The organism is Ferrovum sp. PN-J185 (assembly GCF_001581925.1).
Classification (GTDB): Bacteria; Pseudomonadota; Gammaproteobacteria; order Burkholderiales; family Ferrovaceae; genus PN-J185.
The window spans coordinates 885,743-901,983 of record NZ_LQZA01000001.1; the positions used below are offsets into that span (position 1 = coordinate 885,743).

Annotated in this window: 14 protein-coding genes and 2 pseudogenes; 6 read left to right on the forward strand and 10 right to left on the reverse strand. The window is 37.6% G+C overall.

Annotation, left to right across the window (positions count from 1 at the left end; all coding sequences use genetic code 11):
• Positions 1 to 21 precede the first annotated feature (21 nt).
• The 4 genes from lon to tig all read right to left on the reverse strand — a co-directional run bounded on the left by lon (position 22) and on the right by tig (position 5,768).
• Positions 22 to 2,433: an endopeptidase La gene (gene lon, locus FV185_RS04285; RefSeq protein WP_067493908.1), complete on the reverse strand. Its 2,412-nt coding sequence runs from the start codon at positions 2,431 to 2,433 to the stop codon at positions 22 to 24.
• Positions 2,434 to 2,505: 72 nt separating this feature from the next.
• Positions 2,506 to 3,762, reverse strand: coding sequence for an ATP-dependent Clp protease ATP-binding subunit ClpX (gene clpX / locus FV185_RS04290; protein ID WP_067493911.1), 1,257 nt, complete (start codon positions 3,760 to 3,762; stop codon positions 2,506 to 2,508).
• A 57-nt stretch (positions 3,763 to 3,819) separates the two neighbouring features.
• On the reverse strand, positions 3,820 to 4,449 hold the full coding sequence (clpP, locus tag FV185_RS04295) for an ATP-dependent Clp endopeptidase proteolytic subunit ClpP (RefSeq protein WP_067493914.1): 630 nt from the start codon (positions 4,447 to 4,449) through the stop codon (positions 3,820 to 3,822).
• Between the two features lie 20 nt (positions 4,450 to 4,469).
• Entirely contained in the window at positions 4,470 to 5,768 is a 1,299-nt protein-coding gene (tig, locus tag FV185_RS04300; RefSeq protein ID WP_067493917.1) for a trigger factor, read from the reverse strand.
• Between the two features lie 103 nt (positions 5,769 to 5,871).
• On the opposite strand from tig, the gene FV185_RS04305 reads away from it, so the two are divergent.
• Genes FV185_RS04305 through FV185_RS04325 form a run of 5 tightly spaced genes read left to right on the forward strand, consistent with a single transcriptional unit; the run spans position 5,872 to position 10,419 of the window.
• Positions 5,872 to 6,651 (forward strand): ABC transporter ATP-binding protein, encoded by a 780-nt coding sequence (locus tag FV185_RS04305; RefSeq protein WP_067493920.1) that lies wholly within the window; start codon positions 5,872 to 5,874, stop codon positions 6,649 to 6,651.
• On the forward strand, positions 6,644 to 7,351 hold the full coding sequence (locus FV185_RS04310; RefSeq protein ID WP_067493923.1) for an ABC transporter ATP-binding protein: 708 nt from the start codon (positions 6,644 to 6,646) through the stop codon (positions 7,349 to 7,351). Before FV185_RS04305 ends, FV185_RS04310 begins: the two co-directional genes overlap by 8 nt.
• 19 nt (positions 7,352 to 7,370) lie before the next feature.
• Positions 7,371 to 8,597 carry an ABC transporter substrate-binding protein gene (locus FV185_RS04315; RefSeq protein ID WP_067493927.1) on the forward strand — a complete coding sequence of 409 codons (1,227 nt, stop codon included), beginning with the start codon at positions 7,371 to 7,373 and terminating at the stop codon, positions 8,595 to 8,597.
• Positions 8,594 to 9,481: a branched-chain amino acid ABC transporter permease gene (locus FV185_RS04320; RefSeq protein ID WP_156474169.1), complete on the forward strand. Its 888-nt coding sequence runs from the start codon at positions 8,594 to 8,596 to the stop codon at positions 9,479 to 9,481. Before FV185_RS04315 ends, FV185_RS04320 begins: the two co-directional genes overlap by 4 nt.
• Complete coding sequence (locus FV185_RS04325) at positions 9,481 to 10,419, forward strand: branched-chain amino acid ABC transporter permease (RefSeq protein ID WP_082787021.1); 939 nt, start codon at positions 9,481 to 9,483, stop codon at positions 10,417 to 10,419. The genes FV185_RS04320 and FV185_RS04325 overlap by 1 nt, the downstream gene beginning before the upstream one ends.
• A gap of 3 nt (positions 10,420 to 10,422) precedes the next feature.
• Here FV185_RS04325 and FV185_RS04330 read toward each other — a convergent pair whose 3' ends face one another.
• The 3 genes from FV185_RS04330 to FV185_RS04340 form a co-directional block, all read right to left on the reverse strand.
• A complete protein-coding gene (locus FV185_RS04330) occupies positions 10,423 to 11,781 on the reverse strand; it encodes a PFL family protein (RefSeq protein ID WP_067493933.1) in 1,359 nt (452 codons plus the stop codon).
• Between the two features lie 17 nt (positions 11,782 to 11,798).
• A complete protein-coding gene (locus tag FV185_RS04335; RefSeq protein WP_067493936.1) occupies positions 11,799 to 12,068 on the reverse strand; it encodes an ACT domain-containing protein in 270 nt (89 codons plus the stop codon).
• A gap of 63 nt (positions 12,069 to 12,131) precedes the next feature.
• Positions 12,132 to 12,767, reverse strand: a complete 636-nt coding sequence (locus FV185_RS04340; protein WP_067493938.1) for a class I SAM-dependent methyltransferase — start codon at positions 12,765 to 12,767, stop codon at positions 12,132 to 12,134.
• A gap of 88 nt (positions 12,768 to 12,855) precedes the next feature.
• Here FV185_RS04340 and pabB point away from each other — a divergent pair, with 88 nt between their 5' ends.
• On the forward strand, positions 12,856 to 14,568 hold the full coding sequence (pabB, locus tag FV185_RS04345; protein WP_067493941.1) for an aminodeoxychorismate synthase component I: 1,713 nt from the start codon (positions 12,856 to 12,858) through the stop codon (positions 14,566 to 14,568).
• A 63-nt stretch (positions 14,569 to 14,631) separates the two neighbouring features.
• Here the strand turns inward: pabB and arsH are convergent.
• The 3 genes and pseudogenes from arsH to FV185_RS04360 all read right to left on the reverse strand — a co-directional run bounded on the left by arsH (position 14,632) and on the right by FV185_RS04360 (position 16,218).
• Positions 14,632 to 15,327: pseudogene (gene arsH / locus FV185_RS04350) on the reverse strand (arsenical resistance protein ArsH).
• Between the two features lies 1 nt (position 15,328).
• Positions 15,329 to 15,595: pseudogene (locus tag FV185_RS04355) on the reverse strand (ArsC/Spx/MgsR family protein); the annotation flags it as partial.
• A 440-nt stretch (positions 15,596 to 16,035) separates the two neighbouring features.
• Positions 16,036 to 16,218 carry a hypothetical protein gene (locus FV185_RS04360; RefSeq protein ID WP_067493944.1) on the reverse strand — a complete coding sequence of 61 codons (183 nt, stop codon included), beginning with the start codon at positions 16,216 to 16,218 and terminating at the stop codon, positions 16,036 to 16,038.
• Positions 16,219 to 16,241: the final 23 nt, after the last annotated feature.

The window sequence follows — 16,241 nt, forward strand, 5'->3', positions numbered from 1 at the left end:
ATGGGGGGAATTAATACTCTATTAATGTTTTATTGAGGGGGCAATAGATTCTGCTAACGCAGATTTGGTAGTAACTCCATCATCTGTCGCCACTTCAACCACAGGCAAATGCTCCAGAGCAATAGCAAGTACCTGATCTATCCATTTAACACAATGAATGTCTAATTTGGCTTTTACGTTATCAGGAATTTCTGTTAAGTCTTTTTCATTTTCATCAGGTATTAATACGGTTTTAATACCGCCACGATGCGCAGCCAACAGCTTTTCTTTTAGCCCACCAATTGGCAGCACTTCACCACGAAGAGTAATTTCACCTGTCATCGCCACATCAGCCCTTACAGGGATTCCTGTAAGTACGGAAACCATGGCTGTAGTAATGGCAATTCCAGCAGAAGGACCATCTTTAGGCGTTGCTCCTTCAGGTAAGTGAATGTGAATGTCTGCCTTTTCATAGAAATCCTCAGCAATGGCCAAAGATTTGGCTCGACTTCTCACTACACTTAATGCAGCTTGAATCGACTCTTGCATCACTTCACCCAACTTACCAGTTGTGGTCATTTTTCCTTTTCCTGGTAATTTCACTGCTTCAATAGTGAGTAGCTCACCACCCACCTCAGTCCAAGCAAGCCCAGTTACAAGGCCAACTTGATTATTTTTTTCAGCTAAGCCAAAGCTGTAACGATGAACACCTAAATATTTTTGAATATTTTTAGGTGTGATATTAACTTCTGAAGTTTTCTTATTAAGTAGTAAGAATTTCACCACCTTACGACATATCTTTGCGATTTCTCGTTCAAGAGATCGTACTCCTGCCTCACGAGTATAGTATTGAACAATTTCACGTAGTGCCGAATCGGACATATGAAGCTCTTCTTCACGTAACCCGTTTGCCTTGAGTTGTTTTGGTAATAGGTATTTACGTGCAATATTGACCTTTTCATCCTCGGTATAACCAGATAAGCGAATAACTTCCATTCGATCTAGCAGAGGAGCAGGAATATTGAGTGTGTTAGCAGTTGCCACAAACATTACGTCTGACAGGTCATATTCAACCTCAACATAATGATCGGTAAAAGCATTATTTTGTTCAGGATCTAACACTTCCAGTAAAGCTGACGATGGGTCGCCACGAAAATCTTGTCCTAATTTATCTACTTCATCGAGTAAAAACAGAGGATTTTTCACCCCAACTTTAGTCATATTTTGGAGGATTTTTCCAGGCATGGCCCCAATGTATGTACGTCTGTGTCCTCTGATTTCAGCCTCATCCCTCATTCCACCTAATGCCATACGTACAAACTTTCTATTTGTTGCACGTGCAATGGACTGACCAAGAGATGTTTTACCAACACCAGGTGGGCCTACTAAACATAATATGGGGGCTTTTACCTTATCGACTCGTGTTTGAACTGCCAGATACTCGACGATACGCTCCTTAACCTTATCAAGACCGTAATGATCAACATCAAGCACTTTTTCGCAAGCACCTAAATCATTACTAACTTTGGTTTTTTTCTTCCAAGGCAAACCAATTAACGCATCAATGTAGTTTCTAACAACGGTTGCTTCTGCCGACATAGGGGACATGAGACGTAATTTTTTAAGCTCGGCCTCTGCCTTAGTTCTTGCCTCTTTAGGCATATGGGCAGCCTTGATTTTTTTATCAAGTTCCTCTAAATCAGCGCCTTCTTCGCTGTCACCTAATTCTTTTTGAATCGCTTTAACCTGTTCGTTTAAATAATACTCACGTTGGCTTTTTTCCATTTGACGTTTAACACGTCCACGAATACGTTTTTCAACCTGTAAAATATCAATTTCACTTTCTAGAACAGTGAGTAAGTGTTCTAAGCGCTCTTGAATATCAAACATTTCAAGGATTTGCTGTTTCTGCTCAAGTTTTAACGGCAAATGAGCCGCAATTGTATCTGCTAAACGTCCTGCTTCATCAATACTCGAGAAAGAAGTCATGACTTCAGGTGGGATTTTTTTATTCAGTTTTACATACTGGTCAAATTGAGCCAACAAGGTACGGCGCATCGCCTCAACCTCAGGGTCATCTGTAACCTGCTTTTCAACAACAACTGCCCCACCTACAAAATGTGTCTTGATATCAATGACATCCGTAACATTCGCACGATTAACGCCCTCAACAAGTACTTTGACCGTGCCATCTGGTAATTTCAACATCTGTAAAATACTGGCCAAGCTTCCTACATGAAACAACTCTTCAGGTTTAGGCTCGTCATTAGCTGCCGATTTTTGGGCAACCAACAAAATACTTTTACCCTGCTCCATTGCGGTTTCCAGGGCCTTAATTGATTTTTGTCGCCCAACAAAAAGCGGGATTACCATATGGGGGAAAACCACCACGTCACGTAATGGAAGTAATGGAAATTCAGTACGGCTGATGGGGGTTTCAGATAAAGAGGTCATGATGGACTCCCGAATGTAAATTGTAACTATAAGGCAGATGGGGACTGCCTATCCCTTTTTCAATAGAGAAAGTTAAACCCCAGCTACCTTTTGTTGGTCTGCATAAATCAATAAGGGAGACCCTTCTGATTGTACAGTTGCTTCGTCAATTACAACTTTACTGACATTTTCCATTGATGGAAGATCAAACATCGTATCAAGTAAGGCATGTTCAATAATCGAACGTAATCCTCTGGCACCAGTTCGTCTTTGTAGTGCTTTTTTAGCAATGGCATGTAATGCTTCTTCCCTAAACTCTAAATCCACATTCTCCATGGCAAACAGTTTTTGATACTGTTTAGTGAGTGCGTTTTTAGGTTCGGTAAGAATTCTAACCAAGGCATTTTCATGTAATTCTTCAAGCGTAGCAACCACAGGTAAACGACCAACAAACTCAGGTATTAACCCAAACTTAATTAAATCCTCTGGTTCAACTTCATGCAGTAACTCACTGTTTTCTCTAGCATCTTTACTTGATACCTCAGCTGAGAATCCAATACCACCCTTTTCTGAACGTTCACGAATTATCCGCTCTAATCCACCAAAAGCACCGCCACAAATGAATAAGATATTTGTCGTATCCACTTGTACAAACTCTTGATTTGGATGCTTTCTACCACCCTGCGGAGGAACCGATGCAATAGTCCCTTCGATTAATTTAAGTAAAGCTTGCTGCACACCCTCACCAGATACATCTCTTGTAATTGAAGGATTATCAGATTTACGTGAAATTTTATCTATCTCATCAATGTAAACGATCCCTTTTTGAGCTTTTTCAACATCGTAATCACATTTTTGAAGTAGTTTTTGGATGATGTTCTCAACATCCTCACCCACATACCCCGCCTCAGTTAACGTGGTCGCATCAGCGATTACAAAAGGAACATTAAGTAATCTTGCCAAGGTTTGCGCAAGTAATGTTTTACCAGAGCCTGTAGGCCCAATTAATAAAATATTACTTTTAGCTAATTCCACCTCTTTCTCTTTACTTTCATTACGTAGCCGCTTGTAATGATTGTAAACAGCTACAGCCAATGTCTTTTTAGCCATTTTCTGATCAATCACATACTGATCAAGAATATCGGCTATTTCTTGAGGCGTAGGCAATTCTGTTTTAGTACTTTTTACCTCAGCACCCTGTATTTCTTCTCTAATGATGTCGTTACATAACTCAATACACTCATCACATATAAACACAGAGGGGCCAGCTATTAACTTTCTTACTTCATGTTGGCTTTTGCCACAAAATGAGCAATATAGGATTTTTTCGCCGCCAGCTTTATCGGTCATAAACCCATTCCTTATAAAATCTCTTCAAAAACAGTGTAGCGCGATATCAAATAAATATCACGAACCAATTTGACTACGTTTCTCAATAATTTGATCAACCAATCCATACTTCAATGCTTCATCAGCACTCATAAAGTTATCTCTATCCGTATCTTTCTCAATAATTTCAAGAGGTTGGCCTGTATGTAAGCTCATCATTTCATTAAGACGACGTCTTAAATATAGAATTTCTTTTGCTTGTATCTCTATATCAGATGCTTGACCTTGCGCACCACCCGAGGGCTGGTGAATCATTACACGCGCATTGGGGAGAGTAAAACGTTTACCCTTTTGACCAGCTGCCAACAAAAAGGCACCCATACTCGCTGCAATCCCCATACAAGTTGTACTAACATCAGCCTTTATGAACTGCATTGTGTCATAAATTGCGAGCCCGGCTGATACAGACCCCCCTGGAGAGTTAATATATAAGTTAATATCTTTATCAGGATTTTCTGATTCTAAAAACAGTAATTGAGCGACAACCAAATTAGCTGTGTCATCAGTGACTGGACCGACCAGAAAAATCACTCTCTCTTTAAGTAATCTAGAGTAAATATCATAAGCTCTTTCTCCACGGCCACTTTGTTCTACGACCATGGGGACTAATCCCAAAGCTTGAGGGTTTACCTTAAAATAATCAGACATCTTATTGATTCCTAATTTAATTATTGTTTTCCAACAAGATCTTCAAAACTTGTTGGCGCATCAACAGTATTGACTTGAGCACATACCCATTCAACTACATTATCCTCTAGAACAACCGTTTCAGCCTCTTGTAATCTATCTTTTTGTTGATAATACCAACGAACAATTTCATCAGGTTGTTCGTAAGCACTGGCCATTTCTTCAATTAACGCTCTCACTTGTTCAGGCTTTGAGGAAATTGATTGGGAATTAATGATTTCCCCCAAAATCAACCCTAAGGACACCCGTCTTTTAGCTTGATCTACGAATAACGAGTCTGGTAAATCTAAAGATTGTTTCTTCCCAGTCCTGCTTTCTAGATCTGCTAAAGTATTTTGTCTCAATCGCTGCACTTCCTGAGACAATGAAAATTGTGGTACGTCAATTAGGGTTTTATCTAGCAATGCCTGCATTACTTGATCTTTAACTTGAGATTTGATTCTATTTTTAACCTCACGTTCAAGATTTTTTTTCATTTCAGCGCGTAATTTCGATACATCACCGTCTTGAATACCAACAGAACGGGCAAACTCTTCATCAACAGGAGGTAATACTGGCTCTTTTACCTCATGAACTTTAACATCAAAACGTACGGTTTTACCTGCTAAGTTGGTAGCTTGATAATCTTCAGGGAAAGTTAAGTCAAAACTTTTTGATTCACCCTGTTTCATGCCGATAACATTGGCTTCAAAATCAGGAAGAAATTGATTTTGCCCTAATACCAATTGATAGTTATCTGCTTCTCCACCTTGAAATGGCTCGTCACCAATAAACCCTTTGAAATCAATGACAACCTGATCATCATTTTGCGCTTGGCGATCAACGATCGTGTAACTCACTCTTTGTTTTCTTAAAATATCAAGAGTGCGATCAATATCAGCGTCGGTTACTTCGGTAACGGGACGGTTAATGGTTACTTCCTTTAAATTTCCAATGGTAATATCAGGAAACACCTCAAACCTTGCTACCAAACCAATTGTAGACTCTTCTTTATGGTCGGGATTTGCATCAAAACTTGGATATCCAGCCACTTTAAAGTTATTTTCTTTAATGGCCATAAAAAACTGATTTTGAGCTAAATCACCCAATGCTTCTTGGTGCAATTGACCGCCATATTGTTTTTCTAAAATGGATAAAGGAACTTTTCCAGGACGGAAACCTTGCATCTTTGCTGTTTTAGAAAGATGCTTAAGACGCTTGGCTACCTCCTCTTGCAACTGGTTGAGAGGTATAGTTAAATTGAGCGATCTTTCCAGACCATTAGCTTGTGTTGTTTCCATCGAGAGACCTTTTTCACGTTATCTAAAATTACTTAACCATTAATTATACAAAATTTGAAATATTTCGGGTATGCTTATGTAGATTTTGCATTTGGGTGTAGCAATGACTGATAAAAATAATGACTATATTTTAACCACACAACACCTGACAAAAAGCTTTAAAGGGTTTGTTGCTGTCAACGATGTAAGCCTAAAAATATTGCGCGGCAACATTCACGCATTAATTGGCCCCAATGGTGCAGGTAAAACCACTTGTTTCAATCTGTTAACAAAATTTCTTGATCCAACTGAAGGATCAATTTTCTTTAATTCAGAGGATATAACAAAGCAAAAGCCAGCAGAAATTGCGCGTCGCGGCATTGTTAGATCCTTTCAAATCTCCGCTGTTTTTCCTCATTTAACACTTTTAGAAAACGTACGAATTGCCCTTCAAAGTAAAAGAAAAACCAGTTTTCAGTTTTGGCGTTCTGAAGAATCTTTAAATGATTTAAATCAAAAGGCACTTGAATTACTCCACGCTGTTGAACTTGAATCATTTCACAAACAATTAGCTGTTGAATTGCCTTATGGTAGAAAAAGAGCGTTAGAGATTGCTACCACTCTAGCACTTGAACCAGAACTCATGTTACTTGATGAACCCACACAAGGTATGGGACATGAAGACGTTGATCATGTGATGAAGCTAATTAAATCCGTTTCTTCTGGAAGAACCATACTAATGGTTGAACACAACATGAAAGTTGTATCTGGTATCTCTGACAGTATTACTGTTTTATCACGTGGTAGCGTTTTAGCTGAAGGTGACTATCAGACTATATCCACCAATCCAGAAGTGATGACAGCTTATATGGGAACCCAAGCAACGGAATCAGTCCATGAGTGAACCAGTTTATTTAGATGTAAAAAACTTACATGCCTACTATGGCGAATCACACATCCTACACGGTATCAACTTTGACGTTAAACGTGGGGAATGTTTATCACTTCTAGGCAGAAATGGTGCCGGACGAACAACAACCCTTAGAGCGATTATGGGCTTAACGGGTAAACGCTCTGGCTCTATTACAGTGAATGGCACTGAAACAATAAAACTCGCTACTCATAAAATCGCACAACTTGGTATTGGTTACTGTCCTGAAGAAAGAGGCATCTATTCTTCACTCTCTTGTGAGGAAAATCTTCTCATGCCTCCGATTGTCAGTTCCGGCGGAATGAGCTTAGAAGAAATTTATGACATGTTTCCTAATCTTAAAGAAAGACGTCATAGTCAAGGTACCAGAATGTCAGGTGGTGAACAACAAATGCTAGCCATGGCAAGGATATTAAGAACAGGGGCCAAGTTACTGCTACTAGATGAAATCTCAGAAGGACTAGCCCCTGTAATTGTTGACCGCTTAGCAGAAATTATCACAGCGCTTAAAAGTAAGGGATTCACTATTGTATTAGTGGAACAGAACTTTAAATTTGCAGCGCCTCTTGCTGATCGTATGGTAATTATAGAACATGGGCAAGTATGTATGGAAGTTAAGCAAGAAGAACTTGCATCAAAACAAAATGAGATGTTTGAATTATTAGGTGTTTAACGACAAGGAGGAGTCATTCATGACCAAGTACAAAAAATCAACCCTAAAATCAATCGTTGTCGCATCATTGCTGGCTCTTGGTGTGCAACAATCTGCCCAGGCGCAAATTTCAGATAATGTGGTGAAAATTGGCGTATTAACAGATATGTCCGGCCCTTATTCTGATTTTTCTGGAAAGGGTTCAATTACCGCAACACAAATGGCCATTAGTGATTTTGAAAGTAAATATCATCCTAAATTCAAAATTGACATGGTTACCGCTGATCATCAGGACAAAGCTGATATTACTTCGAATAAAGCCAGAGAATGGTTTGATCGTGAACATGTTGACATGATCACCGATCTTGTTAGCAGTATTGCCGGCCTCTCTGCCATGAAAGTAGCTAAAGAAAAAAATAAAATTGTTATTATCACTGGTGCTGGTTCATCGAAAATCACCAATGAAGGTTGTAATGACGTGACTGTTCATTATGTATACGATACTTACGCCACAGGTCAGGGAACAGCCAAAGCAGTTGTAAAACAAGGTGGAAAAACCTGGTTCTTTTTAACTGCTGATTATGTCTTTGGTCATTCACTTGAAAATGATGCAACTAAAGCCATCAAAGCTGCGGGCGGACAAGTATTAGGTTCCGTATCTCATCCCTTCCCTAGCCGTGATTTATCCTCTTATTTATTAAAAGCACAAGCGTCAGGAGCACAGATTGTAGGTCTTGCAAACGCGGGTGACGACACCATCAACTCTATCAAACAAGCGGCAGAATTTGGTATCACCCCAAAACAACATTTAGCAGCTCTACTCATTTTTATTAGTGATGTTAATAGTGTTGGCTTAAAACAAACACAAGGAATGTACTTGACCACTGGATTTTATTGGGACCGTACACCTGAATCACGAGCCTTTTCAAAACGTTACTTTGAGAAAATGCATAAAATGCCAAGTATGAACCAAGCAGGGGTTTACTCTGCTGTGATGCATTATTTAGAGGCAGTTCAGGCTACTGGGTCAGATGACACAAAAACAGTGATGACTCAGATGAAGAAAACTCCTATCAATGACTTCTATGCACAAAATGGTCATATTCGTGAAGACGGACGTATGGTTTATGACATGTACCTAGCACAAGTTAAAAAACCATCCGAATCAAAATACCCATGGGATTACTATAATATTTTGGCAACAATCCCTGCTGCTGAAGCATTTCAGCCCTTAAGCCAATCAACTTGCCCATTGGTTAAAAAATGATTGAGATATTCGGCGTGCCCCTTATGGCACTGTACAGTCAATTAATGCTAGGGCTAGTTAACGGGTCGTTTTACGCTCTACTCAGTCTTGGTTTAGCCGTCATATTCGGCATGTTGAATATTATTAATTTTGCTCATGGGGCGTTGTACATGATAGGAGCATTTTGTGCATGGATGCTCCTATCACAATTCAACATTGGTTATTTTGAAGCATTAATCATTACACCGATTATCTTAGGACTAATCGGTGTGATTATTGAACGACTATTACTCAAATGGTTATACCAAGTTGATCATTTATATGGTTTGTTACTCACATTTGGTCTTGCCTTGATTTTTGAAGGCTACTTTAGAAGCAAATTTGGCGTGAGTGGTGAAACCTATGACATACCAGAAATTCTAGATGGACCGGTAAATTTAGGTTTCATGGTTATTCCCAAATATCGCTTGTGGGTAATTTTCTTATCTCTAATTGTTTGTGTACTTACCTGGTTTATGGTTGAAAAAACCCGTTTAGGTTCCTATTTAAGAGCTGCAACTGAAAACCCTAAACTCACACAAGCCTTCGGCATTAATGTTCCTTTAATGGTTATGCTCACCTATGGATTTGGTGTGGCGTTAGCTGGTTTTGCTGGGGTGATGGCCGCTCCCATATATCAAGTTAGTCCATTAATGGGTTCACACTTAATTATTATTGTTTTTGCGGTAGTAGTTATTGGCGGAATGGGCTCTATTTCAGGAGCAATTATTTCAGGTCTGGGTCTTGGTATTATTGAGGGCTTAACCAAAGTATTTTATCCCCCGCTCTCATCAACAGTTGTATTCATTATTATGGCAATTGTTCTAATCTTTAGACCTGCTGGTTTATTTGGACGTGAAAAATGATGCGCACAATTATTTATCTTGTTTTATTAGCAATTGGATTAATACTCCCTCATTTTATCTATCCAGTACTGTTAATGAAAATACTGTGCTTCGCCATTTTCGCTTGCGCTTTTAATCTATTATTAGGTTTTTCTGGCCTCTTATCCTTTGGCCACGCTGCCTTTTTTGGTGGGGCTGCCTATATTGCCGGATACTTAATTAAAAATTTAGAATTACCGACTGTCATCGGAGTAATAGGTGGGGTCTTCTTTACAGCATTGTTAGGTTGGCTTGTTGGACTATTAGCAATTAGTCGACAAGGTATCTACTTTGCCATGGTTACTTTAGCCCTTGCTCAGATGATCTACTTTATCTGTTTGGAAGCGCCAATCACTGGTGGTGAAGATGGTATGCAAGGTATCCCAAGGGGAAATTTGTTTGGCTTGTCTTTGCAGAACGATTTAACTCTCTATTACGTTATATTAGCAGGCTTTATTTTTGCCTTCCTGCTCATTTATCGCACTATCCACTCTCCCTTTGGTCAAGTATTAAAAGCTATTCGAGAAAACGAACCAAGAGCTATTTCTTTAGGTTATGACGTATCAAAGTATAAATTATTGGCCTTTGTACTCTCTGCTTCGATTTCAGGCTTCGCTGGTATATTAAAAATGTTGGTGTTTAACTTTGCAACACTGACTGATGTTCATTGGCATATGTCAGGTGATGTAGTTCTTATGACAATTTTTGGTGGTATTGGTACCATTTTAGGACCTGTCGTAGGTTCAACTATTATTATTGGTTTAGAAGATCAACTGGCTGATAGTGCGGGGGATATGGTAACCGTGATTATGGGTATCATATTTGTTGTATGTGTACTGATATTCAGAAAAGGGATCGTTGGTGAGAGCATAGCCCTCTACCAACGAATGGTAGGCAGAAAAAACTCAACTCAAAACTAACTATTAGTTAGTTAAACTTCTTAGGGGAGCAGGAATTCTCCCCCCTCGTTGAATAAAATCATAATTGCCAAAGGTATTGACGGGAATTATTGGGCAATGACCAAGTAACCCACCAAATTCAACTCGATCCCCTACTCCTTTTCCTGGAACAGGTATTAATCTCACTGCTGTTGTTTTGTTATTAATCATTCCAATTGCAGCTTCATCTGCAATAATTCCTGATAAGGTTTCAGCTGAGGTATCACCTGGTATTGCAATCATATCAAGACCCACAGAACAGACACAGGTCATGGCTTCTAATTTTTCTAAAGTTAAACTACCCCTTTCAACTGCAGCAATCATCCCCGCATCTTCACTCACCGGAATAAATGCACCACTCAATCCACCGACATGTTGCGCCGCCATTAAACCACCCTTTTTAACAGCGTCATTTAATAAGGCTAAAGCAGCAGTGGTTCCTGGTGCACCACAACTCTCAAGCCCCATTTCTTCTAAAATATAAGCCACACTATCACCAACTGCCGGTGTTGGGGCCAGGGATAAATCAATAATCCCAAGCTTCACACCGAGACGTCTTGATGCTTCACGAGCAACTAACTGTCCTACCCGTGTAATCTTGAAAGCGCTACGTTTGATACTTTCAGCTACTTCATCAAAGGGTAAACCACGTACTGATTCAAGTGCTTGTTTAACCACTCCAGGACCGCTAACGCCCACATTAATTGCAGCCTCTCCCTCACCTATGCCATGGAAAGCGCCTGCCATAAATGGGTTATCTTCAACCGCATTGGCAAAGATAACAAGCTTAGCGCAGCCAATCGCATCTCTATCACGGGTTAAATAGGCAGTATCTTTGATTATTTTACCCATCAACCTCACTGCATCCATATTAATACCAGCTTTACTTGTGCCAATATTTACAGATGAACAAACATGCTCGGTCACAGCCATTGCTTCAGGAATGGAGTTAATTAAAACCAAATCGCCTGGAGTAGCTTTCTTTTCAACAAGAGCTGAAAACCCACCAATAAAGTTGATGCCCAGGTTTTTAGCAGCACGATCAAGCGTTTCGGCAATAGGAACATAGGTATCTGTTTTACTGCTTTCAGCAACCACAGCGATGGGGGTAATTGATATACGGGTATTTATAATAGGGATCCCATACTCACTTTGAATATCTTCTGCGACACGTACTAAATGTTCTGCTTGTTTAGTAATGGTATCGTAGATATTGTTACAAAGAACATTTAACTCTGGATGGGAACAAGCTCTCAAGCTAATACCCATGGTTATTGTTCTCACATCAAGATTGTTTTTTTCAATCATTTGATGTGTTTCAAATATATCACTTGGTAATAACATAGTAGTCTCTAATAGGTTTAAATTCTGTGCATAGCTATAAAAATATCTGCGTGTTGTATTTTTACAGTCACGCCTATTTCATCACCTAATTGATTAAACTCATTTTGTAGTTCTTTTAAGGTAAGTGTTTGATCGGTCATTTCTGCAATCATAACCATATTAAAAAAACCTTTTAGAATATTTTGATTGATATCTAAAATATTTACTTTAAAGTCTGCTAGTTTTGTACTTACTCGAGATACAATACCGACACGATCTTCACCAATAATTGTTAATACAATTTTCATATATTGTCCCTAAAAAAATAAACGCTGTGCAAATATCCACAGCGTTTTAATGTCTTATAAGTATTATACGGCCTTTGTTGCACAAACAAGAAATATAGGAAAAGTTTTTTCTTGTCCATCGACTTCTTTAATTATTGTTGTAGCAGTTCTATCAGTAATATTAACAAATCCAGCTTGTTCGCAATATGTTTTCAACATATTTCGATCAAAGCCATAATGAAAGACGCCTGTATTATCTGAATGAAATGAACCATCTTCACTATCCAAATCTGCAAAACAAATTTGTCCTTGTGGCCCTAAAGCCCGATGCCATTCTTTTAACAACTCTAAAGTATCTGGAATATGATGAGCAGTCATACTACTAATAATTAAATCAAAGCAACCTTCTATAGGTGTACCCTGCTCAAAATCTACAAACTGGGTTGAAATATTAGTTAGTTGATTAGTTTTTATCTTCTCATCTAATCTTTCTAACATGCCCGTTGAGCTATCAACACCTACTATCGATTTCACATGTGGCAAAATAGCCAAGGTTACAAGACCTGTACCGCAGCCAAAATCTAATGCGGATTGGGATTTGTTTACTCTTCCACTATCAATCATTGCCTGTGCGATAGCATTGGCCATATGCACTTTTGCATTATCATTGTCCCAATTGATGGATTCTTTATTAAAATCTTTACGTGGATCTTTTTGCATAAAAACCTATCTTAATGTAAAAACTTGAATAGAATATTATCTCTTAATTAAACCTATAACTTCATTATACTAAGATTCAAACAACACCATGAACAATGATAGTTTCTTAAATATTATCTTAGACTTCCCTATCAATGAATCTGTAACACAAAGACTCTATTTTAGAGATCCTCTAAATATAATTGCCTGTAAGGGAAATGAAGATATTGATAATTGTCTAACGCAACTAGAGGGTGAACAGGAAAAAGGAAACTATGTTGTTGGCTTTTTAAGTTATGACTCTGGATTGACCACATACCTACTCTATTTTGGTATTTATAAAGCTCCTTTAGTGGTAAATAAATACCAAAAAAAACATAAACACGCTAAAACAAGCCAATGGAAACTATCACAAAGCCTTAATGAGTTTATTGAATCGATTAATACCATAAAAAACCATATAAGAAATGGCGACTGCTATCAAGTTAACTATACTTTGAGAGCAAAAAGTCAATTAATTGAAGGAGATATTGAAGGGTTATACCATCAATTAATCGACTGTCAAGGAGCTAAGTATAGTGCTTTTATAGAACACTCTGATTTCTCAATATTATCATTTTCTCCAGAACTATTTTTCACTTGGTCAAATCAATATATAGAAACAAAGCCGATGAAAGGAACACATCCGCTTATCAGTCAATATTCATTACAAGAACAAATTCAATCATTACAACAATCAAAAAAAGACCAATCTGAAAATGTCATGATTGTAGATTTATTACGTAATGATTTATCGAAAATTTGCGAAACAGGCTCAGTCAAAACCAACAAGTTATTTGAAGTAGAGACCTATCAAGACATCTTACAAATGACAAGTACTATCCAAGGTACACTTCAAGAGAACATAAGATTCAGAGATATTGTTTACGCCTTATTTCCTTGCGGTTCAATTACAGGCGCCCCCAAAGCAAAGGTTATGGAGATTATTAGCAATCTTGAAAGTGTACCAAGGGGGCCTTATTGTGGTGCAATTGGTTATTTAGCTCCAAACCAACAGGGTTTATTTAATGTAGCAATTAGGACTATTTATCATAATAAATACGATAATTCACTCACTTATGGTGTTGGCAGTGGTATCACCTGGGATTCAGAAGCAACAAATGAATACAAAGAAATAAATAATAAAATACATTTCTTACACCAAGAACCTCCCTACTCATTATTTGAAACCGTCAATCTAATTCATGGTAAATGTGTATTTTGGGATTATCACTTTGAGAGATTAAAGAAGTCAGCAAATGAACTTAACTTTTTCCCACCAAATCAAACACACTATCTGAGTATTAATGAGTTATATGAACAAACAAAATTAGGAAGTTATCGTGCGCGATTTATCTATCATAAAAATGGTATTGCACGTTGGGAGATTTATGAGTTACCTGTTACGCCAATTACACCTAAAGTGCAATTAGCATCCTCTCCTATTTCTTCAAATGATTTTAGAATTAGACATAAAACTACTGATAGATCAGTTTACGATGAACTATTTACACAAAATAAAGACGTTTTTTTTGATTTAATTCTTTGGAACGAACGTGGTGAAATAACAGAATTCACCAAGGGTAATATTGTTCTAGAAATTGATGGTCAGTTATTAACTCCAAGTAGTGAAAGTGGTTTATTACCAGGCATACTAAGACAAGTACTTTTAGAGAACTCTCTTATAAAAGAAAAGATCCTTTTTAAGGAAGACTTGCTGGTTGCCAAAAAAATATGGTTTATCAACTCACTACGTGGATGGATAGATCTTGACTTAGCTTAACAAAAGTTTGGTTTATAAAGTACAGATTTGTACCTAATCACATCTATACGGAGAATAAGAATTCTACTCTTTTTTATTTATTTCCCGACGTTCACTATATCTATCAGTTAAATAGATAGAAATATCACGCGTTAATAACGTAAATTTAAACAATTCCTCAATAACATCAACTACACGGTCGTAGTAAGCCGAAGGTTTCATCCTACCCAATTCATCAAACTCTTGAAATGCTTTCGTCACAGAAGATTGGTTAGGTATGGTAATAATACGCATCCAACGTCCTAATATTCTCATTTGGTTTACAGCATTAAATGACTGAGAACCTCCCGATACTTGCATCAAAGCTAGAGTTTTACCTTGTGTTGGTCTTATTGATCCTTGTGCCAAAGGAATCCAATCAATTTAGGCTTTCATAATCCCTGTCATTGCACCATGTCGTTCTGGTGAACACCAAACCATACCTTCTGACCAATTAGCTAATTCCCTTAACTCAATAACTTTCTCATGGGTGTCAGGTGCACCATCTGGTAGGGGTAAACCTTTGGGATCAAATATCTTAACTTCTCCACCTAACTTCACTAACAACCTCGCAGCTTCATGGATTAAAAATTTACTATAAGAGCGATCTCTTAGAGAACCAAATAGCAATAGAAATTTAGGTTTATGTGATGAAGATCCAATTTTAGAAAAATCTGTAATATTGATTTCTCTAAATGAGTCCTTATAAATATTAGGTAAAGTATTATCAAGTTGATCCATATCAGCCCTCATTTTTAACGACTAATTCACCATCTTCCTTAATAAATGTATCTTTCTGAGGCTTAGGTAATATCTTTAATACAATCTCAGAGGGTCTGCATAACCTTGTTCCTTTTGCGGTGATTACAAAAGGTCTGTTAATCAAAATAGGGTTGGCCAACATAGCATCGAGTAATTGATTATCATTTAATGTTAAATCATCAAGAGCAAGTTCAAAATATGGTGTACCTTTGATTCTAATAGCCTCACGCACGGATAAATTAGCATCACATTAACCATAATACTTACACTACACCTTTATATGTTACGAAATAAAAACATAATGTATTTGAATATTATCCACACAATACTTCGAAAAACTACCAAAAAGATTTATTTATTGATCCTATTGATTAAATCTTTAATAATAATTTTTATCCTAATAAAAAAAGTTTTGCTTCATACGAAATATAACAATAAATATAATTTGACTTATTAATTTACGAAGAGCAAAATCAAAAATGAACACATATAAAAGGAAGAATAAAATGAAAAAAATTAATTATTTTTTTTAATTTTAGCCGCTTTCTTCTATCTATATCCTACTTATGCTTTAGCTGCCTTAACTGGAAGCTGTGGCATGATAGCTACACCACCCATTTCTCCAGGAGCAACTAGTGCGACATATAATGTTTTAGCACTTATAAACTTCACTAACAATACTATTACTTATAGCTCAATGGATCTTACTTTCTCTAGTGGAAGCATAACTTCATCTAATACGTATGGTTCAAAATCCATTACTGTTACTTCAAACTCTAATATTACGGGTGCATATACTCTCAGCTTCACTGCAGGTTCAGGACACACACTTTCCTTTAATTTACTACCAGTTAATTCTGGAAACACCATTTTAGTGCAAGGTATCAGTGATC